This is a genomic window from Phenylobacterium glaciei, from assembly GCF_016772415.1.
Lineage (GTDB): Bacteria > Pseudomonadota > Alphaproteobacteria > Caulobacterales > Caulobacteraceae > Phenylobacterium > Phenylobacterium glaciei.
The window spans coordinates 2460588-2482031 of sequence record NZ_JAGSGD010000001.1; the positions used below are offsets into that span (position 1 = coordinate 2460588).

Here is a 21444-nt window from a genome sequence, read left to right on the forward strand (position 1 = left end):
GCCGGGATCCAGGTCATAGGTCACGGTCGCGACCAAGAAACCTAAATTCGGCTGATGAATCTGGGTCCCGGCCTTCGCCGGGATGAGCGGATTTTTGTTTCGCATCAAAATGACTTCGGCATGCCGAGCACGTGGGTGCCCACGTGGCTGAGGATCAGGTTCGTGGAGATCGGCGCCACCTGGTAGAGGCGGGTCTCGCGGAACTTGCGCTCGATGTCGTATTCCTCGGCGAAGCCGAAACCGCCGTGGGTCTGCAGGCAGGTGTCGGCGGCGAACCACGACGCTTCTGAAGCGACCATCTTGGCCATGTTGGCCTCCGTCCCGCAGGGTTCGTCGGCGTCGAACATCGCCGCGGCCTTGTCCACCATCAGCGAGGCGGCGGTCATCTGGACGTGAGCCCGGGCGATGGGGAACTGAACCCCCTGGTTCTGGCCGATCGGCCGGCCGAACACCTCGCGCTGCGTGGCGTAGGCGCTGGCCCGGTCGATGAAGAACTTGGCGTCGCCAATGCACTCGGCCGCGATCAGAATCCGCTCGGCGTTCATGCCGTCCAGGATATAGCCGAAGCCCTTGCCCTCCTCGCCGATCAGGTTGGCGACGGGGACCTCCATGTTGTCGAAGAACAGCTCGGTGGTGGCGTGGTTCAGCATGGTGCGCACCGGCTTGATGGTCAGGCCATTTCCCACCGCCTCGCGCATGTCCACCAGCAGCACGCTCATCCCGGCGGTCGGCTTGGCGGCGTCTTCGCGGGCCGTGGTACGGCACAGCAGGATCATCAGGTCGGAGTGCTCGGCCCGGCTGATCCACAGCTTCTGGCCGTTGACGATGTACGTGTCCCCCTCGCGCCGGGCGAAGGTGGAGATGCGGGTGGTGTCGGTGCCGGCGGTGGGCTCGGTGACCCCGAAGGCCTGCAGGCGCAGTTCGCCACTGGCGACCTTGGGCAGATAGGCCTGCTTCTGCACCTCGCTGCCGTGCCGCAGCAGGGCGCCCATGGTGTACATCTGGGCGTGGCAGGCGCCGCCGTTGCAGCCCGACCGGTGGATCTCCTCCAGCACAGCCGTGGCCGCCGCCAGGCCCAGGCCCGATCCGTCATACTCTTCGGGGATCAGCACCGACAGGAAGCCGGCCTCGGTCAGAGCCGTGACGAACTCGGTGGGATAGATGCGGTCGCGGTCGAGCGCCCGCCAATAGGCCCCCGGAAACTGCGCGCAGAGCCGGCGCACCGCCTCGCGGATCTCGGGGAAGCTCTCACCCGCTGCTACGCCCACGAAAAAGCCCTCCCTGCGACCAGCCTTCGCTAGCGCATGGAGGGCTCCTTGGAAACGGTGACGCAGGGTCCGCTAAGAGACCCGCCGTCGCTTAGCCAACGATGTCTTCGTCCTTGAAGAACTGGGCGATCTCGAGCTTGGCGTTGTCGGTGGAGTCCGAACCGTGCACCGAATTCTCGCCGACGTTCAGGGCGAACAGCTTGCGGATGGTGCCCTCGGCGGCCTGCTCGGGGTTGGTGGCGCCCATGACTTCGCGATAGCGGGCCATGGCGTTGTCGCCTTCCAGAACCTGCACGACCACGGGGGCCGAGGTCATGGTCTCGACCAGTTCACCGTAGAAGGGACGCTCGGCGTGGACTTCGTAGAACTTCTTGGCTTGGGCTTCGGTCATCTTGATCCGGCGCTGGGCGACTATGCGCAGGCCCGCGTCTTCGATCACCGCGTTGATCTTGCCGGTCAGGTTCCGCTTGGTGGCGTCCGGCTTGATGATCGAGAAGGTGCGTTCAGTCATGGTCTTTGGCTTGTTCTTTGCAATCGTGGCGCGGCCGTCCGCGCCGAAGGGTGCGGGCTTATAGCCGCACCGGGTGACAGCGCCAAGGCAGGTTACGCGCGACGCAGGCGCCGACCTCTGTTATGCAGCGGCCGTCATCGGAGAGACGGTTGATGAGACCATAGTCAACGCCGCAAGCGAAGACGCGTCGGAGCGTGACAGCCTGAAGTGGATACCGGTTCAGGCGCCCGTCACGCTCCAACACCAAGGATTGGAGCCTTTTTTGATCGTTTCAGACTCGTCTGAAACGAAAAGGCTCCAGCGGACGCCGAACGGCGGACCGTTCTCTCAACCTGTTTTGTAAGTCGCAATCCCATGCTGCAGATTCACGAACTCGTCTTCGACTCCTGGGGCCGTCGTTTCTTCGACGAGGCCACCATCAGCCTGCCCGTGGGCTCCAAAGTCGGCCTGGTGGGCCGCAACGGGGTGGGCAAGTCCACCCTGTTCAAGCTGATCCTGGGCCAACTGCACCAGGGCTCGGGCGAGATCGGCTATCCCAAGGCCGCCCGCATCGCCTCGGTAGACCAGGAGCACCCGGCCACCCCGGTCACCCTGCTGGACACCGTGCTGGCCGCCGACGTCGAGCGCGAGACCCTGATGGCCTCGCTGGACACCGCCGAGCCCGAGCATCTGGGGGAGATCTACGCTCGGCTCAGCGACATCGGCGCCGACCGCGCCCCCAGCCGGGCTGCGGAAATCCTTTCCGGCCTGGGCTTCTCCCACGCCGACCTGGCGCGGCCGATGGCGGAGTTCTCCGGCGGCTGGCGGATGCGCGTGGCGCTGGCGGCGGCCCTGTTCGCAGAGCCCGACCTGCTGCTGCTGGACGAACCGACCAACTATCTCGACCTGGAGGGCGCGCTCTGGCTGGAAGCCCGGCTGAAGAAGTACCCGAACAGCGCCATCATCATCAGCCACGATCGCGAGATCCTGAACAACTCGGTGGACCACATCCTCCACCTGCATTCGGGCAAGCTCGACCTCTATCCCGGCAACTACGACAACTTCGAAACCCAGCGCGCCGAACGGGCCCGGCTGTTGGAATCCAACAAGTCGAAGATCGACGCCCAGCGCGCCCACCTGCAGGCCTTTGTTGACCGCTTCCGGGCCACGGCGTCCAAGGCCACCCAGGCCCAGTCACGCCTGAAGCAGCTGGCCAAGCTGCCGCCGGTCTCCATCGTCGCGGCCGAGCGCACCGCCCCTTTCATCCTGCCCTCGCCCGAGCGTCCCGTGGCCCCGCCGCTGATCCGCCTGGAGGGCGCCTCGGCCGGCTATGACGGCTCGCCGATCCTGCGCAACATGGACCTGCGCCTGGACCTGGACGACCGTATCGGCCTGCTGGGGGTCAACGGCGCCGGCAAGTCCACCTTCGCCAAGCTGATCGCCGGCGCCCTGCAGGTCATGCACGGCGACCTGCGCCGCGACCGCCGCCTGAAGGTGGGCTGGTTCCACCAGCACCAGATCGAGGCGCTGGACCCTTCCGACACCCCGCTGGAGATCATCCGCCGGGCCATGCCCGAGGCCAGCGACGCGGCCCGCCGCTCGCGCCTGGCCCAGTTCGGCATGGGCGTGCAGAAGGTGGAGACCACGGTCGCCAACCTGTCCGGCGGCGAGCGCGCCCGCCTGCTGCTGAACATGGTGGCCATGGAGGCTCCTCACCTCCTGATCCTCGACGAACCGACGAACCACCTGGATATCGACAGCCGCCGCGCCCTGCTGGACGCCCTGAACGAATATGCCGGCGCCGTCATCCTGATCACCCACGACCGCTCCCTGATGGAGCTGGTGGCCGACCGTCTGTGGCTGGCCGCCGACGGCACCATCGCGCCCTTCAACGGCGACATGGACGACTACGCCAAGCTGGTGATCGACCGCGCCCGCCAGGCCGCCAAGGGTCCGTCTCAGGTTCCGCAAGCCGCCGCGGCCCCGCCACCCAAGGCCGCCCCCAAGGCCAAGGTCCCCACCGGCACCGCCCGCCGCCGCGCCGAACAGGCCGAGGCCGCTCTGGCCCGCGCCACCACCGCCGTCGCCGAGCTCGACAAGGCGCTCACCGACCCCAACATCTTCACCAAGGATCCCGGCAAGGCCGCCCGCCTGGGCGCCGACCGCGCCAAGGCCCAGGCCGCCCTCGACGCCGCCGAGCAGGAGTGGATGGCGGCCGTGGAAGCCTATGAAGCCCTTAAGACCGACGCCTGACGGTCAACGGAAGCTGCCCGGTTAGGGTTTATATCCGCACACCGTCTTTCTTCGCCCTATCGCAAGGGCCCCCTCCCATAACTGGCTGATAGTTAAACGCTATTAGTACCAGAGGTGGGGCATGCGGCTCTTAACAATCGGCAGTCTCGGCGCCTCCGTGGCGCTGGGCCTGGGCGCCATTCTGGTGGCCCGGGTCGCCTTGCCCGAGACCGGAAAGGTCCACGCCGCGCCCGCCGTGGTCTCGCCCATGGCCAATGCGGTCTCCGTGGTCGTGGCCGCCCGCGACATCGCCTATGGCGAACGCCTCGACGCCGGCCACCTGAAGCTGATCCGCGTACCCCGCGACGCCTCGCCGGTTAACGCCTTCACCTCGGTCGCCCAGGTTCTGGCCCAGGATCACGGCGGGGCGCCGGTGGCCCTGACCCTGATCGCCGCCCGCGAGCCCCTGCTGCCCGCCAAGCTTTCCGGCCCCGGCGCTCGCCCGTCGGTGGCCGCGGAGCTGGAACCCGGCATGCGCGCCTACGCCATCGGGGTGAACGACATCTCCGGCGTTGGCGGCCACGCCCTGCCCGGCGACCGGGTGGACGTGGTGATGATGCGCAACCTGACCCCCAATGGGCCGGGCAAGGTGCTGACCTCGCAGCTGGTCGTCCAGAACGTCCGCGTCCTCGGCGTGGACCTCAACGCCGACCCCACCTCCACCAAGGCCGAGAAACCGTCGACCACCACCCTGGAGGTCAGCGTCAAGGACGCCCAGAAACTGGCCATCGCCGCCGAGATGGGCTCCCTCTCGCTCGCCCTGCGCCCCCTCGGCGCCTCGGATGTCGAGCCGGTCGCCGAGGTCGCGTCGGCCGCGCCCCGCGCCGCCGGCCATGCCCGCCGCGCACGGTCCTCCGGCGCGCCCTCGGGCGGCCGCATCACCATCGTCGAAGGCGAGAACTCCGCCCCGGCCGCCAGCGCCAAGCCCGCGGCCTAAGGACACCCCCATGCACCGCACCCCCCTCCTCGGCGCGATCGCCGCCGCCCTGGTCCTCGGCTCGAGCCTGCCGGCCGCCGCCGAACAGTTTTCCAGCGAGGCCGCCCGCTCGCGGGTCATCACCGTGCCGCGCAACAAGTCCGCCTCCTTCCGGCTCGACAGCCCCGCCAGCAAGATCGTGGTGGCCCAGCCCGAGACCGCGCAGATCGTCGCCACCACCGACCGCAGCTTCTATGTGCGCGGCAAGCAGCTCGGCTCCACCAACCTGCTGATCTACGGGGCCGGCGGGGCCCTGCAGGAAGTGGTGGACGTCCGGGTCGGCTACGACGCCGACGCCCTGCAGGAAGACCTCGCCGCCGCGGTGCCCGGCGAACAGATCGAGGTCCGCAACCTGGGGGAAGGCCTGCTCCTGGCCGGTGACGTCTCCACCACCGCCGTCGCCGCCAAGGCAAAGGCGCTCGCCGAAAAGTTCGCCCCCGGCTCCGTCACCTCGGCGCTCACCGTGCGGGCCTCCCAACAGGTGATCCTCGAGGTGCGGGTGCTGGAGGCCAGCCGCTCGTCGCTCAAGGACATCGGCTTCAACATCAACGCCAGCAACGGCTCCACCTTCGCCCTGCAGACCGGGACCGGCCTGATCGGCAACACCGCCCCTCAGGGCGGCCTGCAACTGCGCGGGACGTTGGGGACGGCCACCATCGACGTGGTCCTGCGGGCGCTTGAGGAAAAGGGCGTCATCCGCACCCTGGCCCGGCCCAACCTGGTGGCCCTGTCCGGCGAGAAGGCCAGCTTCCTGGCCGGCGGCGAGTTCCCTTTCCCGGTGCCCAACGGCCGCGACACCGTCACCATCGAGTTCCGCCCCTTCGGCGTGACGCTGAACTTCCAGCCCACCGTGCAGGACAACGGCCTGATCCGGCTGCAGGTGGCCCCCGAGGTCAGCCAGCTCGACACCCGCACGCCCTTGAAGCTGAACGGCATCGAGATCCCCAGCCTGGTGGTCCGCCGCGCCAACACCACCGTCGAGCTGCGCTCGGGCGAGAGCTTCGCCATCGCCGGTCTCTTCCAGCAGAACTATTCCAACGCCGTGCGCCAGCTGCCCGGCGTCGGACAGGTTCCCGTCCTGGGCTCGCTGTTCCGCTCCTCGCGCTGGCAGAAGGCCGAGACCGAGCTGGTGATCATCGTCACCCCGCGCATGGCCGGCGGCGACGACTATCACGCCACCTCCACCATCCTGGCCGGCAATGAGGCCACCGCCATCGACCTGATCCTCAACGGCCTGGCCCTCGACAAGCCCATGGCCAAGGTCGAGGGCTCGGCCAAGACCGGGGCGCCCTCATGAGCAACTGGAGCCTGCTGGGCCGCCGGGTCCTGGCCATCGGCGACAGCCTGGCGCCCCTGGCGCGCGGCCCCCTGTTCGGCGCAGCCATGGAGGTCGCGGGCCTGGACCGCCTGACCGACCTGCGGCCCGGGATGACCGACCTCATCCTGATTGACGCCGACCATGCCGAGCCCGCGGCGCTCGCCGCCGCCGTGGCGACCCTTGCCGGCGTCGCCGATCTGCCGCCGACCCTGTTCCTGGGCGGTCACCTGCCGGTCGGCCTGGTGCGCGCCCTGATGCGCCTGCCCCATGCCGACGTGGTTGAGGCGCCCTTCACCCACGAGCAGCTGCAGAACGCCATCTACGCCCTGCTGGACCAGGCCGCCGCCCAGGCGCCAAGCGTCCAGGGCCACCCCTCCCGCTGCTGGTCGGTCCTGGGCGCCGTCGGCGGCGCCGGCGCCACCATGGTGGCCATCGAGATCGCCAGCGCTCTGGCCGCCCGCTCCAGCCGCGCCAACAGCGTCTGCCTCATCGACCTGCACCTGGCCGACGGCGCCTGCGCGCCCTACCTCGGCGCGACTCCCTCCATGGGCCTGGCCGAGTTCGGCCCCGCCGCCGAGCGGATGGACGCCGCCCTGTTGGCCGCCTTCGCCACCCCGGTGGCCAAGGGCCTCGATTTGCTGGCCTGTCCCCGCGACCCCACCGCTTTCACCGCCATCTCCCGCGAGGCCGTCCTGCGCATCCTGGAGATCGCCTGCGAGGCCTATGACCACGTGGTCCTCGACATGCCGCGCCACCGGCATTCGTGGAGCCTGGACGCGCTGACCGGCTCCGACGAGGTGGTGGTGGTCTCCGAACTCACCGTGCCGGCCCTCCTGGCCGCCCGCGCCCTGTCCGAAGAGATCGAGGCCGCCGCGGCCCTGCGGCCTCGCATCGTGTTGAACCGCTTGGCCAACCGCATGTTCGGCCCCGCCCCCTCCACCGCCGAAGCCGAGAAGGCCCTGCAGCGCAAGGCCGACGGCGGCATCGCCTCGGACTGGGAGGCGGCCGCCGCCTCGGTCAATCTGGGCGGCGCCATCAGCCAGCACCGGCCCAAGTCGAAAATCGTCCGAGATGTGGGGGCTCTGGTGGACCGCCTGCTGGCCGACCACGGCCGGCGTCCCGCGCCCTTCCCGGTCGCCGCCTCGTCGCGAGCCGCCTGATGGGACGCTTCAGCCCCACCAAGCCCGTCGCCCTCGAAGTCGTCGAGACCGAGGCTCCGACTCCGCCTGCCGAACGCGCGCCCTCGCCCGCCACGAGCGATCTCGCCGAGCGTCAGATGCTCGACGTTAAGTTGAAGCTGCACGCCCAACTGATTGAAGAACTTGACCTCTCCAAGCTGGAGAGCGTCGGCGAAAAGGAACTGCGCCGCCAGGTCATGGCGTTGGTGGGCGACTTCGCGCGCGCCGAGCGCCTGGTGCTCAACACCGCCGAACTCGAGGACCTCGGGTCGTCGGTCTATGACGAGATGATGGGCCTCGGCCCCCTTGAGCCCCTGCTCAAGGACGACAGCATCAACGACATCCTGATCAACGGGCCCTTCCAGGTCTATGTCGAGCGACGCGGCGAGCTGGAGCCCACCGCCGTCCGCTTCCGCGACAACGATCACCTGCTGCGCATCGTCAACCGCATCGTCGCCGGGGTCGGCCGCCGGATTGACGAAAGCCAGCCCATGGTCGACGCCCGCCTGCCCGACGGCAGCCGGGTCAACGCCGCCATCGCCCCCATCGCCATCGACGGGGCCTGCGTCTCGATCCGCAAGTTCTCCAAGAAGCCCTACACCCTGGAAAAGCTGGTGGACGTGGGCGCCATGCCCCAATGCGTCGCCGACTTCCTGCACGGGGCCATCAAGGCGCGCGTCTCCACTGTGATCTCCGGCGGCACGGGGTCGGGCAAGACCACCCTGCTCAACGCGCTCTCGGCCGCCATCAGCCACAAGGAACGGCTGATCACCATCGAGGACGCCGCCGAGCTACAGATGCAGCAGCCCCATATCGTCCGCCTCGAAACCCGCCCCCCCAACATCGAGGGCAAGGGCGAGATCCGTCAGCGCGAGCTGGTGAAGAACGCCCTGCGCATGCGCCCCGACCGGGTGATCCTGGGCGAGGTCCGGGGCGAGGAAGCCTTCGACATGCTCCAGGCAATGAACACCGGCCACGAAGGCTCCATGGCCACCATCCACGCCAACACGCCGCGCGACGCCATCACCCGCCTGGAGCAGATGGTGGCGATGTCGGGCATGAAGTTGAGCCCTGAGGCGGTGCGCGGGCAGATCGCCTCGGCGGTGGGGCTGATCATCCAGATCATGCGGCTGTCGGACGGCAAGCGGAAGCTGATGAGCGTCACCGAGATCACCGGCATGGAAGGCCAGGTGGTGCAGATGCAGGAGATCTTCTTCTTCAACCGCCTGCACACCACCGCCGATGGCGTGGTGCACGGCGAGTTCCGCGCCAGCGGCCTGCGCGCCCGCTGCCTGGACGAGATGACCCGCCGCGGCATCGCCTACGACACCGCCAACTTTGACCCCTCGCGGGTGCTGGGCTGATGGGCTTCGACGCCAAGAGCGCCTATCTGGTCCTGGTCTTCGCGGCCGTCTTCGCCGCCGGCCAGGCCTGTTTCGGCCTGATGGGGACCGCCAAGGTCAAGCGCCGCGTCAATCAGCGCCTCAAGGTTTCCGAGCGCATCGGCGGCATCCAGGAGCTGGTGGTGGAACTGCGCAAGCAGCGCGGCCTCACCGCCGCCGGGGACCTGCGGGCCGGCGTGAAGTGGCTGGCCGAACTGATCGTCCGTTCCGGCGTCCCCTATGATCCCAAGAAGTGGCTGATGGCGGTGATCGCCGCTGCGGTCGGGGGCGCGATCCTGATCGTCGTCGTCAGCCACAGCCTGCTGCTGGCGCCAGTCGGCGCGATCCTGTTCGGCGGCGCGGGGCCAATCTTCTTCCTCAAGTTCATGGCCGCCCGGCGCGCCAAGGCGCTTGGCCACCAGCTGCCCCAGGGCCTGGAGATCATCGTCCGCAGCCTGGAAGCCGGCCACCCGGTGCCCACCGCCATCCAGCTGGTGGGCCGCGAGATGGTCGACCCGATCGGCTCGGAGTTCGGCATGGCCGCCGACGAGATCGCCTATGGCGCCACCCTGGAACAGGCCATCGGCCGCATGTCCCAGCGCTGCCAGCACCCCGATGTCGACCTGTTCGCGGCCACGGTGCGCCTGCAGGAGCGGGCCGGCGGCAACCTGACGGGCCTCTTGAAGCTCAACGCCGCCACCGTGCGCGACCGCCACCGTATGCGCCTGAAGATCAAGGCCGCCACGGCCGAGGGCCGGATGTCGGCCATCATCCTGACCGCCGCCCCCTTCGCCGCCGGCGGCGCCATCGCCCTGCTCTCGCCGGACTTCTACGGCGAGGTGATCCACGAACCCTTCATCCAGACCGGCCTGGCCGCCATGGGCGTCTGGGTCGCCATCGGCAACCTCATCATGCGCCGCATGGTGGACATGCGGATCTAGGCTATGGACCTGCAACCCCTCCTCCTCTGGCTCGGCCTGGCCCTGGTGGGCCTCGGCGTGACCGGCGGCGGCGTGCTGGCCTTCGGCGAGCTGCGCGTGCGGTCGCTGCGCAAGGCGCGTTTCCAGGACCCCGCCACGCCCCGGATCGAACCCCCGCGCGGCGAGGTCCGCATCCTGGGCCAGGTCACCGCCAGCGTGCGCCGTCTGGGCCAGCAGGCCGCCATCAGCGACCCCTCCAAGGTCTCCGACGTCCGCATGCGGCTGATCCGCGCCGGCTTCTTCAATCGCGAGGCGGCGATCTACTATCTCGGAGCCCGGGCCGCGGCCCTGGCCCTCGCCACGCTCGGCACCATTGTCATGCTGCCCTTCGCCCTGAAGCCCGGCCACGGCATGGCGCCGGTAGCCCTGGCCGCGATCCTGGCCCTGGTCGCCCTGATGGGACCAGACCGGGTGCTCGCCATGCGCCAGAAGGACCGCGAGCGGGAGTATGCCGACGGCTTCCCCGACCTGCTGGACCTGCTGGTGGCCTCCGTGGAGGCGGGACTGTCCCTGGACGCCGCCGTCGGCCGGGTCACCGACGAACTGGTCCGCCGTTATCCGCGCCTGACCATCCACCTGCGCATGCTGACCCTGGAGCTGCGGGCCGGGAAGTCGCGCAAGGACGCCTGGACCGCCTTCGCCGACCGCCTGGGCATCGATGACGCGCGCGCCTTCGCCACCATGCTGCGCCAGGCCGAGGACATGGGCACCAGCCTGGGGGAGACCCTCACGGTCTTCTCCCAGGACATGCGCCAGAAGCGGATGCTGCGGGCCGAGGAAAAGGCGCTGGCCCTGCCGGTGAAGCTCACCGTGCCCTTGATCCTGTTCATCTTCCCCTGCCTGCTGGGGGTCCTGATGCTGCCGGCGATCTTCCGCCTGATGCAGGTCTTCCACTAGCTCGGGGTCGGCACCTTGCCCGCCTCGTCCAGCAGCCAGTTGCGGAACGCCGAGGCCGCGGGCCGCGCGGGTCCCGGCGGCAGGATCAGGTAGAACTGGGCGGGCGTGCGCACGAACCCCACCGGCGCCGCCAGCCGCCCCGCCTCGATGTCGGCCGCCACATAGACGAAGGGGCTTAAGCCCACCCCCAGGCCCGCCACCGCCGCCTCCAGCATGTAGAACAGGTGCTCGAACTCGCGGTTCTGGGCGGCGTCGGCCAGGGAGAGGCCGGTGTGGCTCTCCCATTCCGCCCAGGCCTGCAGGTGCGGGCGGGTGTGCAGCCGCGGCAGGGTCTCAAACGACTTCACCCCGCGGGTCGCCCCGGTCAGCTGCGGCGCGGCCACCGGTCCGTGGAAATTGTCCAGGAAGGCGATGGCTTCCCCGCCATGGGACGGCACATGCTCGGTCAGGCGGATGGCGGCGTCATAGTGTTCGCGGGCGAAGTCGGCCGGGGCGAAGCTCTCGGTCACCCGCACCCTTAAGCCCGGATGCTGGTCATGGAAGGACCCCAGCCTTGGGATCAGCCAGCGCATGGCGAAGGTGCCCAGGCAGGAGAGATGCAGCTCGGTGTCGGCCGCCGACTTCAGATCGGTCAGAGTCCGCTCCACCCGGTCGAAGGCGCTCGACAGCGAGGCCGCGAGACGCTCGCCGGCATCGGTCAGCTTCAGCCGATGACGCGGCCCCTCGGTCAGCGCCAGGCCCACCGCCTCCTCCAGGCTGCGAATCTGCCGGCTGACGGCCCCGTGGGTCACGAACAGTTCCTCGGCCGCCGTGGTCATCTTGCCCAGCCGGGCGAAGGCCTCGAAGGCGCGCAGGGCGGTCAGGGGTGGAAGCGAACGTCGCGTCATCGCCATTCCATGTGATGTCAGCTCACAAGAACAACACTGTTATATCGTTTGTTGCGCTGCATCAAATTCCCCCATCCTGCGGCGTGCTTCACGACCCGGGGATAGGTCATGACCGACGCCACCGCCTTCGCCCATCACTTCACACCGGCCGCGCCGGAACGCCCCGACGATTGGCTGCCGGTCTGGCGCATCTTCGTCGACAAGGCCGCGCAGAACCCGCTGAACGGCTGGCCGACCCTGGCCTTCGAGACCCACCACAAGACCCGCAGGGTCTTCACCCTGAACTACCACTTCATCAGCGACCCGGTCGCCATCCAGCATGTGCTGATGGACAAACTCGGGACGTATCAGAAGCCCGCCCTGGTCAATAAGATGCTCAGCGTCGCCCTGGGCGAAGGCCTGCTCACCACCAACGGCGAGGCCTGGCGCGAGCAGCGGCGGATGATGGCCCCGGTCTTCACGCCGGGCATGGTGACGGAGTTCACCCCGACCTTCGCCCGCGTCGCCGAGCAGACCGCCGACCGCTGGGCCACCGGCGACAGCGACGTCATCGACGTGGCCGCCGAGAGCCTACGCACCACCTTCGATATCATCAACGCCACCCTGTTCTCCTCGGCCGCCGGTTTCACGGTGGAGGAGGCGTCGGGCCACATGGCCGCGGTGATGAAGGCCATGAGCCAGTACCGCCTGGGCCCGATCTTCGGCATGCCCTGGCTGGACCAGAACCCGGTCCAGTGGCGAGGCGCCGTGGGCCGCCGCTTCATCATCGGCAAGCTGGCTGACTTCATCGCCCGGCGGCAGGCCGATCCTGCCCCGCCCCAGGACTTCATGACCCGGGTCATCGACGCCTTCAGCGCCACCCATCCGCCGAAGGAAGCCGCCAAGCTGGCGCTCGACAACGCCGTCACCTTCCTGGGGGCCGGCCACGAGACCACGGCCAACGCCCTGACCTGGGCGTTGTATCTGCTCAGCCGCGACCGCCAGGCCCAGGAATGGGCGGGCGAGGAGGCCCGCGCCGCCTGGGACGCCGGCGGGACCCCTGAGGAAATTCTGGCCCGCCTGCCCTATCTGAAGATGGTCTGGGAGGAGACCCTGCGCCTCTATCCACCGGCCCTGCGTATCGACCGCGAGGCCATGGCCGACGACGACCTTTGCGGCCACGCGATCCGCAAGGGCGACCAGATCTCCATCTGGCCCTGGATCGTCCACCGCCACCGGCTGCTGTGGGACGAGCCCGACGTCTTCAATCCGGAGAACTTCGATCCGGAGGCCAAGGCCGCCCACCACCGCTTCCAATACATCCCCTTCGGCGCCGGCCCGCGGGTCTGCATCGGGGCGGCCTTCGCCCAGGCCGAGGGCCTGCTGGTGCTCTCCCACTGGCTGGCCCGCTTCCGCTTCCGCCCCGTCGCCGGCCACACGGTGGAGCCCACCGGCGACATCGCCATCCGGCCTAAGGGCGGCATGCCCTTGGTCGTGGAGCGGGTGTAGCGCCACCTCCAAACGTCATCCCGGCCGTAGCGAAGCGGAGAGCCGGGACCCAGGGGCCGCGCCCTGGGCCCCTGGGTCCCGGCTCGCCTATCGGCGTCCGGGATGACGATGGGGGGTATCCGGCCCAGCCACATAACCAACCTGAAACAACAAACTCCGCCGTTCTCAAGGTTTGGTCCTAGTCCTTTCCGCCGCTGGCGCGTTAAGGACATCGGCGATGCTGAAAACACCCTCTCCAGCTGTCGGCGTCTCGGAGACGCGCGCCCCGTCCGGGTTGGCGGGCGCTCCGCCGCTGCGCATCGCCTTCCTGTCGTACCGGTCAGATCCCCGCGTGGGCGGTCAGGGCGTCTACCTCAGCCAGGCCGCCGCGGCCCTGGCTCGCCGGGGCCACAGCGTCGACATCCTGTCGGGCCCGCCCTATCCCGACGTCCCCGAGGGCGTGACCCTCATCAAGCTGCCGTCGCTGGACCTCTACAACCAGCCGCACAACGGCCACCGCGCCCTGCGCTGGCGCCATCTGCTGAGCTGGACCGACACCGCGGAGTACTTCGGCCACTGGCTGGGCAAGTTCATGGAGCCCTGGACCTTCGGCCGCCGCGCGGCCAAGTACCTGCGCGCTCACCGCCGCGACTATGACGTCGTGCTGGACAACCAGTCGCTGAGCTCGGGCCTGCTGGATATCGAGCGCGCGGGCCTGCCCGTGGTCGGCGTCATCCACCACCCCATCCGCCGCGACCTGGAACTGGCGCTCGCCGCCCAGCCGGAGTGGGGCATGCGCGCCCTGACCCGCCAGTGGTACTCGTTCCTGAAGATGCAGGAGCGCGTCGCGCCCCGCCTGCACGAGATCATCCTGCCCTCCCAGGCCGCCGCCAACGACGTGGCCGCCTGCCTGGACGTCGACCCCGCCGCCATGAACGTCATCCACCTGGGCATCGACCAGGACACCTTCAAACCCCAGCCCGACATCCGCCGCCGCGATAACCGCATCCTCACCACCGCCAGCGCCGACGTGCCACTCAAAGGCTTGAAGCACCTGATCGAGGCCTATTGCGCCCTGCTGGAGCGTTATCCGCGCCTGGAGCTGGTGGTCATCGGCAAGCTGCGCGAGGGCCCCACCGCCGAGCTGCTGGACGACCTCAACCTGCTTGACCGGGTCAGCTTCATCCACGACCTCAGCAATGATGAGATGGCCGAGCAATATGCGCGGGCCACCATCTGTGTGACCCCCTCCCTCTATGAAGGCTTTGGCCTGCCCGCCGCAGAGGCCATGAGCTGCGGCGCCCCCGTGGTGGTCACCGACGGCGGCTCCCTGCCCGAAGTCGTCGGCGACGCCGGCGTCGTCGTGCCAAAGGGCGATAGCGCCGCCCTGGCCCGCGCCATCGGCGCCCTGCTGGACGATCCCGCCCGCCGCGCCGACCTGGGCGCCGCCGCCCGCCAGCGGGCGCGGAAGGCCTTCTCCTGGGACCGGGCCGCCGAGACCTATGAGGCGGTCCTGCGCCGCGCCATCGCCCGCAAATGCTGACCGTCCGCCTGGAGACCCTGGGCCTCACGGCCGGCGACTGGGTGCTGGACCTGGGCTGCGGCGAGGGCCGCCATGTTCACGGCATCCACATGCTACCCGGCGTCAATGTCGTGGGCCTGGACCTCGACATCCCCAGCCTGGTGAAGGCCCGCGATGGCCTGGGCTACCTGCCGCCGACGACCGGCGAAGCGGCCACCAGCTTCCTCTCAGGCGACGCCTATCGTCTGCCCTTCGCCGACGCCGCCTTCGACGTGGTGATCTGCTCCGAGGTGCTGGAGCATCTGCACGAATATGACCGCGCCCTGGCTGAGATCCGCCGCGTGCTGAAGCCCGGCGGCCGCTTCGTCCCCACCGTCCCCCGCGCCTGGCCCGAGCGCATCTGCTGGGCGCTGGCGCCTGGCAAGGACGGCTATGCCGACCAGCCCGGCGGCCACGTCCGCATCTTCCACGAACCCGACCTGCGCAAGTCCATCAGCGACCTCGGCTTTTCCTACAACGGCAAGCACTACGCCCACGCCCTGCACGCCCCCTACTGGTGGCTGAAGTGCGCCTTCTGGGACCGGCGCGACGACCACCCGCTGGTGAAGCTCTACCACCGCTTCCTGGTCTGGGACCTGATGGACCGGCCCGCCCTCACCCGCGTGCTGGAGGCCATGGCCAACCCCTTCGCCGGCAAGAGCGTGGCGCTCTATTTCCGTAAAGGCCTCGCATGAGCCTGGCCTTCGACCGCGTCGGCGGCCCGCTCGCGCCCTTCACCGGGGCCCTGGACGTCATCCTGGCCCAGCAACAGGCCAACGGCGCCATCCCCTGGTTCGACAAGGGCCCGTGGGACCCCTGGAACCACGCCGAATGCCTGATGGCGCTCGGCGCCATGGGCGAGTTCGAGGCCGCCGACCGGGGCTTCGAATACCTGGCCTGGTCGCAGGAACCGTCCGGCGCCTGGCTCGGTGAATACGGCAACACCCTGCCCATGGCCGACCGCCTGCACATGGCCCGCACCCCGGCCGCGGCCTTCCGCGACTCCAACTTCGCCGCCTATCCCGCCGTGGCCCTGTGGCACCGCTACCGGCTCGACAACGACCTGGCCTTCGCCCGCCGCTACTGGCCGATGGTGAGGTCGGCCATCGACTTCGTGCTGACCCTGCAGCATCCGGAGGGCGACATCTCCTGGAGCCAGGAAGCCTTCGGCACCGGCGCCGACGACGCGGTCCTGGCCGGCAACGCCTCGATCTTCAAGAGCCTCGACTGCGCCCTGAAACTGGCCGACCTGCTGGGCGAACCGCAGCCCGCCTGGCGCCTGGCCAAGGACCGGCTGAGCTGCGCCATCCGCAGCGCGCCCGCCCGCTTTGACCGCCTGCAGGACCGCTCCGACTTCGCCATGGACTGGTACTATCCAGCCCTGGCCGGCGTGCTGTCGCCGGGCGCCTCCTTCGCCAGGCTGGAAGCCCGCGCCCCACGCTTCGCCGTCCTGGGTCGTGGCTGCCGCTGCGTGGCCAGCCAGCCCTGGGTGACCGTGGCGGAGTCCTGCGAGCTGGCCATGGCCCTGCTCGGCCTCGGCGCCCGGGCCGCCGCCGGCGCGCTGCTGGATTCCCAACTCAACCACCGCGACGGCGACGGCGCCTTCTGGATGGGCTGGCAGTTCGAGGAGGCGATCGTCTGGCCCCGCGAACGCCCCACCTGGACCCAGGCCGCCGCCATCCTTGCGTTCGACGCGAGGCTGGGGGCGTCTGCGGCGTCGGATGTGCTGACCAGCCGATAGACCATTGACCCGAACCTAAGGTCCGGGTGCAGCTTGACCGTCGACCGAAGGATCGGACGACGGAGACTCCCATGAATTCAGTTCGCAGAACCCTGCTTCGGCTCGCCGCCGGCCTGGGCCTGGGCCTCAGCGCCTCGCGCGCGTCGGCGCAGGAGGTCATCTCCATCGAGGTTCGTGATCGTGGCCTCGTGGGCCGCTTCTACACCCTGCCGGGGACCCGAAGCCGTCCCGGCGTGCTGATGCTGAATGGATCCGACGGCGGCCTCCCCGCCGAGAAGGACGCCCGCGACCTGGCCGCCAGCGGCTATCCGACCCTGGCCCTGGCCTATTTCCAGGATTGGAGCGGCCGGCCCGCCGGCCTCCCCAGCAGCCTGAACGAGATCCCGCTGGAATACCTCCTCCGGGGGCTGGACTGGCTGCGAGCGCGACGCGAGGTCGGGCCCGTCGCGGTGATGGGCCAGTCGCGCGGCGGGGAGCTGGCCCTGCTCCTGGGCGCTCTGCGCCCCGATGTATCTGCGGTGATCGCCTTTTCCCCCAGCAGCCGCGTCTGGAACGGACTGCCGCCGATGGGCGCCCCGCCCTCAGCGCCGAGACCGGCCTGGACTCTCAAGGGCAAACCGGTCGCCTTCCAGGTCGCCGCCGCGGCGGCCGGAACTTCGATGCGCCAGTGGTTTGAACGGGCGACCCCGCTGGAGGTCGCAGTGATCCCGGTGGAGCGCACCCGCGGCCCGGTGCTGCTGGTCTCCTCCAGGGCCGACACCATCTGGCCGGCCACCGTCTATGCCGACGAGATCGAGGCCCGCCTCAAGTCACGCAAATTCCGCTATCCAGTGGTCAATCTGCAGTTCGACGCGGCCAGCCACCTGTTGATGGGCCCCGGCCCTGGAATCACAAGGATGGAGATACCCGGCGGTGGATTCAGCTTCGACTTCGGTGGAAACGCCCTGGGAACCGAACGCGCGCGCGACGCCGGCTGGGCGGCGACCAAGTCGCTACTCGACCGGCTTGCCCGCCATCGGTGAGGACCGCCGGTGACCCCGCCAGGAGACTTCAAGCCGATCGAGATCGCCCGGCGCACCGGCGTCTCGATCCGCGCCCTGCGCCTCTACGAGCAACACGGCCTCCTCAAGCCGCGCCGGGACGCCAACGGCTGGCGCGTCTACGACGCCGAGGCCATCGCCCGCCTGCATCAGGTGCTCTCCTTGAAGCGGTTGGGCCTGACCCTGTCCCAGATCGGTGAACTGCTGGCCCGCGGAGGCGTGGATCTGGCCGCCGCCCTTGAGGTCCAGGAGAGCGTCCTCCAGGCCCAGCAGGGACAGCTTGACGCGGCCCTGGCCTCGATCCGCGTAGCCCGCAACCGACTGGCCGACGGTGAGGCCCTGGCAGTCGATGTCCTCATCGAACTCACCCGTCAGGTCGCGCAGCCGACCCCGGCTCACTGGGGCGAGGCGTTCGGGCCCTTGATGCGCCGGCATCTGCGCCCCGAGCAGATCGAAGACCTGGCCGCCCGCAACGCCTTCGCGGCCGACGAGGCCAATGGTCATCTGTGGGAAGGCCTGGTGGCCGACGCCCGGGCCCTGATCGGCAGCGACCCTTCCGCGCCCGCGGCCCTCGACCTTGCCCGACGCTGGCGAAGCGCCCAGGGCCGATTCACCGGCGGCGACCCAGCCCTCACCGCCGGTCTGCGGGCCGTGTGGCGCCAGGCGATCTCCGATCCGGCCCTGGCGCCCAACGTGCCGATCGACGCGGAAATCTTCGACTTCGTCCTCGCCGCCGGCCTGATGCTGAAGGCGCGCGAGGGGTCCTAGAGTCTCTCAGACCGCACCGGCGTCGGTCCGGATCTTCCGAGCCGGCCCATCATCCTAACCCTTCCGCGATCTTGTCCGACACCCGTTCCTTGCCGCCGCCGGCACCCCGCTGGACGCACGGCCCAATCACCGCGACAGCGACAGCGCCTTCTGGATGGGCTGGCAGTTCGAGGGGGCGATCGTCTGGCCCCGCGAACGCCCACCTGGACCCAGGCCGCCGCCATCCTGGCCTTCGACGCCCGGCTAGGGGCGTCAGTGGCGTCGGATGTGCTGATCTCGCGGGCCTAGCCAGCAGGTTCGTCATGCTGGACGGACGTTCACCGTGCCTGACAAGTCGCGGATCGAAGTCCGGTCTCCAAACCCGACCCAGTTTCCTTTTTCGACCCATCGCAGACATTAGTAATTACATTGGCAATGCTTTTGTCAGGAGGAGCCGATGTAGCACGCCGTCTCCTAACTCAGTTTCTCCCATTTGGCGGGAGGGATATAGGTTCGGGTCAACTCGCCCGGCTCGGTCGTTGGATTATAGAATAGCGAGTTCACAATCGTGGAATTGACCAATGCACCGGTCTTCCAGTTGACCTGCTGCTCTTTGAATGGAGTCTTGATCCCTGCGACCCAGCGAAAATCGGAATACTGTTTCTCCGCGAAAACCTTGGTCTGGTCGACATCGGGGTGGAATGCGCGATAGTCCCGGCGTCGCTCGATCATCCAGGTGACCGGGCTGACGTAGAGGTAGGTTTCATAGCTGTCTCGCATCGTCGCTCGGACGACGTAATAATTGGTCCCGTCGACGACTTCTCGGCCATCAAGTTGCAGCTTGTGCCCCCGCGAGGAGAAGCGGTGCAGCCCGTAGAGATTGAATTCGATGCCCTGGATGCCGGTTTTCCGAGCGTCGGGAACTGCGTCATGAGCGGTGGCGTCACCGCCCGGCCACAGCCATGGCCCCCGAGTGTCGAGCCCTTCGCAAAATACGTGGTTGGTCCCGGCATAAATGTCGATCCGCCAGGCCGGACTATCGCTACACAGATATCGGGCTTCGAGGGTCGAGCCCTTCTCGGTGATTGTTGGCATCACGAGCAGCGAACGGACCTGATCAAGCCTCTGCATTCCGCCGCGCGCCAAAGTGTGCCGCGCAATGACCTCGGACAGGTTGAGACCGCGGTTGCGCAAACCTCGCGCCAGCGCCCTCGTGTTGATCTGGAGTGCGCTGAACGCGCCAATCCCTATCGTGAGCGTCGATCGCCTCGATACAAACATCCCGCTTCCTTTCCCGCCGATGCTCGTCAATTAGCGGGATTTCAGCTTATTTCTTGAACCGAACTCCTGTTTTTGACTGGGCCTACTGAAGATGGCGGCGGAATTTGGCCGGTGTGGTTCCCAGCGCGGTACGCATGGCTCGTGTGAGCGCACTTTGGTCGGAATAGCCCGTGTCCTGCGCCACTTGACTGACGGGGACATTGGTAGACGACAGCATGCGCAGCGCATGGCTAAGCCGCAAGGCGGCGAGGTAACGGTTGGGCGATTGTCCGAACGCTGTTTTGAAAAGGCTGTGCAATCGGCTGCTGCTGACTCCGGCGGCTATCGCCATGTCAGTGACAGTCCATCGCCGGTGGATTGAATCTTCGAGCTGCTTGGCCAGCCCGTCCAGCCGTGAATGGTGGCCACCGCTGTTGGCGATTGCGTCGAGCAACAAGGGCATGCACATCGCAGCATTCGACGCCATCCAGCTGCTGCGCTGGGCGGACAGTTCGATGTAATCGACTAAGCGCCGGAGCGCCGTGCTGATTCTGAAGTAGGGATCAAGGGTGAAGCGATCCGCAAGACCGTTGGTGGTTGTGTCGGACGCCGCAAGATCCACAACCAGGAAGCGGTTTGCCCCTTGAGCAACCTGGCCATGGCGAAAGTTCGGCATGATAACCGCCCCGACGGAGGCATCCAGTATCTTCCCGCGTCTTTCGATGTCGATTTCCATCGCGCCGGCGACCGGAAGCACGATTTGCAAATGGCCGTGCGTATGCGGGTGAAACTCAACGTCATAGCTACGGAAGCTGAGCACCTGATTGGCATAATGGCTCATGCGTTCGCTACCAACGTCCTCGATTGACGGCCTGCGATCTCGGAGCATGACCTCGTTAGTGTCGGTTTTCCACCCCTAGCAGCCATTCGAAAGCTCCCCTTCTCGGACACCGGGAGGGTCGGCTTGCGGACAGCTATCACGCTGGTAGGCTCCGCTGCATGATCGCTAGCCTATTCGTCCTCTGCTGCGCGGCGTTCGGCCTCTGGCACTTTGGACGAGCTATCTACCTGACGTTCAAATACCGCTACGTGATGTGGAGTTACTCGCGCGGCAGCTCAGGCTCCCGAGTTTATGAAATTGACGATCCGCGGCGCTTTCGGATTGGCGCATGGACCAATGTCAGCGGACTGGCGTTCGCCGTTTGGGCTACCGGCTTTATTCTTCACGAGCTGCTGTCCGGAAGGCTTCTGTAATGACTAACGTCCGCTCCCCACCCTTCTCGGTCGTTGGGAATGTCCGGTTTCGGCGCGAACAGAGGCCCGCCTCAGCGAGCCGAGTTCAAACCCGCCGCAGCACCCGCAAACTCTTCACCGCCGCCACCTCCTCATAGAGGTCCGACGCCAGCGCCCGCTGATAGATCTCGAACGGCGGCCGGCCGCCGTCCGCGGGATCGGGGAACACGTCGTGGATGGCGAGCGTCCCGCCGGCCATCAGGTGCGGCGTCCAGTGTCGCCAGTCGCCCAGGGCATGCTCCATGGTGTGGCCGCCGTCGATGAACAGGAAGCTCAGCGGCGTCGCCCAGGCCTTGGCGATCAGGGCCGAGCGGCCCACCACCGGGAACACCACGTCCTCCAGCCCCGCCCGGCGCAGGGTCGTGCGCAGGAACGGCAGGGTGTCCATGGCGTTCGCCGCCTCGTCCCACAGCTGCGCGTCGTGATATTCCCAGCCCGGCTGGTTCTCCTCCGAGCCGCGATGGTGGTCGACCGAGAACAGCACCCCGCCCGCCGCCTGGCACGCCGTCCCCAGATAGACAGCCGACTTGCCGCAATAGGCGCCGATCTCCAGGCAAGGGCCGAGGGGCGCGCAGGCCAGGGCCGCGTCATGGAGCGCGGCGCCCTCGGCGGGGTCCATGAAGCCTTTGACGCTGTCGATATCTATGGGGAGTTTCATGGCCGTGTC

Annotated in this window: 20 protein-coding genes; 14 read left to right on the forward strand and 6 right to left on the reverse strand. The window is 68.3% G+C overall.

Going from position 1 to position 21444, the window contains the following annotated elements; all coding sequences use genetic code 11:
• Nucleotides 1–104: 104 nt before the first annotated feature.
• The gene (locus tag JKL49_RS12040) at nucleotides 105–1268 is read right to left on the reverse strand and encodes an acyl-CoA dehydrogenase family protein (RefSeq protein WP_215340843.1); all 1164 of its coding nucleotides are present in this window, start codon (nucleotides 1266–1268) and stop codon (nucleotides 105–107) included.
• A gap of 91 nt (nucleotides 1269–1359) precedes the next feature.
• Entirely contained in the window at nucleotides 1360–1779 is a 420-nt protein-coding gene (ndk, locus tag JKL49_RS12045; RefSeq protein ID WP_215340844.1) for a nucleoside-diphosphate kinase, read from the reverse strand.
• A gap of 354 nt (nucleotides 1780–2133) precedes the next feature.
• Between ndk and JKL49_RS12050 the strand changes: the two genes are divergently transcribed.
• The 7 genes from JKL49_RS12050 to JKL49_RS12080 all read left to right on the forward strand — a co-directional run bounded on the left by JKL49_RS12050 (nucleotide 2134) and on the right by JKL49_RS12080 (nucleotide 10781).
• The gene (locus JKL49_RS12050) at nucleotides 2134–4011 is read left to right on the forward strand and encodes an ABC-F family ATP-binding cassette domain-containing protein (protein WP_215340845.1); all 1878 of its coding nucleotides are present in this window, start codon (nucleotides 2134–2136) and stop codon (nucleotides 4009–4011) included.
• A gap of 121 nt (nucleotides 4012–4132) precedes the next feature.
• Nucleotides 4133–4987, forward strand: a complete 855-nt coding sequence (gene cpaB / locus JKL49_RS12055) for a Flp pilus assembly protein CpaB (protein ID WP_215340846.1) — start codon at nucleotides 4133–4135, stop codon at nucleotides 4985–4987.
• A gap of 10 nt (nucleotides 4988–4997) precedes the next feature.
• Nucleotides 4998–6323, forward strand: coding sequence for a type II and III secretion system protein family protein (locus JKL49_RS12060; RefSeq protein ID WP_215340847.1), 1326 nt, complete (start codon nucleotides 4998–5000; stop codon nucleotides 6321–6323).
• Complete coding sequence (locus tag JKL49_RS12065; protein WP_215340848.1) at nucleotides 6320–7504, forward strand: CpaE/TadZ family protein; 1185 nt, start codon at nucleotides 6320–6322, stop codon at nucleotides 7502–7504. Before JKL49_RS12060 ends, JKL49_RS12065 begins: the two co-directional genes overlap by 4 nt.
• Nucleotides 7504–8886, forward strand: a complete 1383-nt coding sequence (locus tag JKL49_RS12070) for a TadA family conjugal transfer-associated ATPase (RefSeq protein WP_215340849.1) — start codon at nucleotides 7504–7506, stop codon at nucleotides 8884–8886. Before JKL49_RS12065 ends, JKL49_RS12070 begins: the two co-directional genes overlap by 1 nt.
• Nucleotides 8886–9845: a type II secretion system F family protein gene (locus JKL49_RS12075; protein WP_215340850.1), complete on the forward strand. Its 960-nt coding sequence runs from the start codon at nucleotides 8886–8888 to the stop codon at nucleotides 9843–9845. Before JKL49_RS12070 ends, JKL49_RS12075 begins: the two co-directional genes overlap by 1 nt.
• Before the next feature lie 3 nt (nucleotides 9846–9848).
• On the forward strand, nucleotides 9849–10781 hold the full coding sequence (locus JKL49_RS12080) for a type II secretion system F family protein (protein WP_215340851.1): 933 nt from the start codon (nucleotides 9849–9851) through the stop codon (nucleotides 10779–10781).
• Here the strand turns inward: JKL49_RS12080 and JKL49_RS12085 are convergent.
• Nucleotides 10778–11668 (reverse strand): LysR substrate-binding domain-containing protein, encoded by an 891-nt coding sequence (locus JKL49_RS12085; RefSeq protein WP_215340852.1) that lies wholly within the window; start codon nucleotides 11666–11668, stop codon nucleotides 10778–10780. The two genes, JKL49_RS12080 and JKL49_RS12085, sit on opposite strands and share 4 nt — an antisense overlap.
• Nucleotides 11669–11776: 108 nt before the next feature.
• On the opposite strand from JKL49_RS12085, the gene JKL49_RS12090 reads away from it, so the two are divergent.
• From JKL49_RS12090 to JKL49_RS12115, 6 genes are all read left to right on the forward strand, one after another.
• Nucleotides 11777–13156 (forward strand): cytochrome P450, encoded by a 1380-nt coding sequence (locus tag JKL49_RS12090; protein ID WP_215340853.1) that lies wholly within the window; start codon nucleotides 11777–11779, stop codon nucleotides 13154–13156.
• 217 nt (nucleotides 13157–13373) lie between these two features.
• Nucleotides 13374–14678: a glycosyltransferase family 4 protein gene (locus JKL49_RS12095; RefSeq protein WP_215340854.1), complete on the forward strand. Its 1305-nt coding sequence runs from the start codon at nucleotides 13374–13376 to the stop codon at nucleotides 14676–14678.
• Nucleotides 14672–15391, forward strand: coding sequence for a class I SAM-dependent methyltransferase (locus JKL49_RS12100; RefSeq protein WP_215340855.1), 720 nt, complete (start codon nucleotides 14672–14674; stop codon nucleotides 15389–15391). Before JKL49_RS12095 ends, JKL49_RS12100 begins: the two co-directional genes overlap by 7 nt.
• Entirely contained in the window at nucleotides 15388–16437 is a 1050-nt protein-coding gene (locus tag JKL49_RS12105) for a hypothetical protein (protein ID WP_215340856.1), read from the forward strand. The genes JKL49_RS12100 and JKL49_RS12105 overlap by 4 nt, the downstream gene beginning before the upstream one ends.
• Nucleotides 16438–16508: 71 nt before the next feature.
• Nucleotides 16509–17459 (forward strand): acyl-CoA thioester hydrolase/BAAT C-terminal domain-containing protein, encoded by a 951-nt coding sequence (locus JKL49_RS12110; RefSeq protein WP_215340857.1) that lies wholly within the window; start codon nucleotides 16509–16511, stop codon nucleotides 17457–17459.
• Between the two features lie 9 nt (nucleotides 17460–17468).
• On the forward strand, nucleotides 17469–18245 hold the full coding sequence (locus tag JKL49_RS12115) for a MerR family transcriptional regulator (RefSeq protein WP_215340858.1): 777 nt from the start codon (nucleotides 17469–17471) through the stop codon (nucleotides 18243–18245).
• 453 nt (nucleotides 18246–18698) lie between these two features.
• Here the strand turns inward: JKL49_RS12115 and JKL49_RS12120 are convergent, their stop codons facing one another.
• Complete coding sequence (locus JKL49_RS12120) at nucleotides 18699–19535, reverse strand: hypothetical protein (protein ID WP_215340859.1); 837 nt, start codon at nucleotides 19533–19535, stop codon at nucleotides 18699–18701.
• 52 nt (nucleotides 19536–19587) lie between these two features.
• Complete coding sequence (locus JKL49_RS12125) at nucleotides 19588–20325, reverse strand: helix-turn-helix transcriptional regulator (protein WP_215340860.1); 738 nt, start codon at nucleotides 20323–20325, stop codon at nucleotides 19588–19590.
• Between the two features lie 158 nt (nucleotides 20326–20483).
• Here JKL49_RS12125 and JKL49_RS12130 point away from each other — a divergent pair, with 158 nt between their 5' ends.
• Entirely contained in the window at nucleotides 20484–20738 is a 255-nt protein-coding gene (locus tag JKL49_RS12130; protein ID WP_215340861.1) for a hypothetical protein, read from the forward strand.
• Nucleotides 20739–20823: 85 nt separating this feature from the next.
• Here the strand turns inward: JKL49_RS12130 and JKL49_RS12135 are convergent, their stop codons facing one another.
• Nucleotides 20824–21435: a class I SAM-dependent methyltransferase gene (locus JKL49_RS12135; protein WP_215340862.1), complete on the reverse strand. Its 612-nt coding sequence runs from the start codon at nucleotides 21433–21435 to the stop codon at nucleotides 20824–20826.
• Between the last annotated feature and the right edge of the window lie 9 nt (nucleotides 21436–21444).

Bases quoted from the DNA above. Each gene is read 5' to 3' on its own strand.
- JKL49_RS12060 (WP_215340847.1), top strand. From the start codon at position 4,998: ATGCACCGCACCCCCCTCCTCGGCGCGATCGCCGCCGCCCTGGTCCTC.
- JKL49_RS12135 (WP_215340862.1), bottom strand. From the start codon at position 21,435: ATGAAACTCCCCATAGATATCGACAGCGTCAAAGGCTTCATGGACCCC.
- JKL49_RS12085 (WP_215340852.1), bottom strand. From the start codon at position 11,668: ATGACGCGACGTTCGCTTCCACCCCTGACCGCCCTGCGCGCCTTCGAG.
- JKL49_RS12080 (WP_215340851.1), top strand. From the start codon at position 9,849: ATGGACCTGCAACCCCTCCTCCTCTGGCTCGGCCTGGCCCTGGTGGGC.
- JKL49_RS12110 (WP_215340857.1), top strand. From the start codon at position 16,509: ATGAATTCAGTTCGCAGAACCCTGCTTCGGCTCGCCGCCGGCCTGGGC.
- ndk (WP_215340844.1), bottom strand. From the start codon at position 1,779: ATGACTGAACGCACCTTCTCGATCATCAAGCCGGACGCCACCAAGCGG.
- JKL49_RS12075 (WP_215340850.1), top strand. From the start codon at position 8,886: ATGGGCTTCGACGCCAAGAGCGCCTATCTGGTCCTGGTCTTCGCGGCC.
- cpaB (WP_215340846.1), top strand. From the start codon at position 4,133: ATGCGGCTCTTAACAATCGGCAGTCTCGGCGCCTCCGTGGCGCTGGGC.
- JKL49_RS12100 (WP_215340855.1), top strand. From the start codon at position 14,672: ATGCTGACCGTCCGCCTGGAGACCCTGGGCCTCACGGCCGGCGACTGG.
- JKL49_RS12095 (WP_215340854.1), top strand. From the start codon at position 13,374: ATGCTGAAAACACCCTCTCCAGCTGTCGGCGTCTCGGAGACGCGCGCC.
- JKL49_RS12065 (WP_215340848.1), top strand. From the start codon at position 6,320: ATGAGCAACTGGAGCCTGCTGGGCCGCCGGGTCCTGGCCATCGGCGAC.
- JKL49_RS12050 (WP_215340845.1), top strand. From the start codon at position 2,134: ATGCTGCAGATTCACGAACTCGTCTTCGACTCCTGGGGCCGTCGTTTC.
- JKL49_RS12105 (WP_215340856.1), top strand. From the start codon at position 15,388: ATGAGCCTGGCCTTCGACCGCGTCGGCGGCCCGCTCGCGCCCTTCACC.
- JKL49_RS12070 (WP_215340849.1), top strand. From the start codon at position 7,504: ATGGGACGCTTCAGCCCCACCAAGCCCGTCGCCCTCGAAGTCGTCGAG.
- JKL49_RS12090 (WP_215340853.1), top strand. From the start codon at position 11,777: ATGACCGACGCCACCGCCTTCGCCCATCACTTCACACCGGCCGCGCCG.
- JKL49_RS12130 (WP_215340861.1), top strand. From the start codon at position 20,484: ATGATCGCTAGCCTATTCGTCCTCTGCTGCGCGGCGTTCGGCCTCTGG.
- JKL49_RS12125 (WP_215340860.1), bottom strand. From the start codon at position 20,325: ATGAGCCATTATGCCAATCAGGTGCTCAGCTTCCGTAGCTATGACGTT.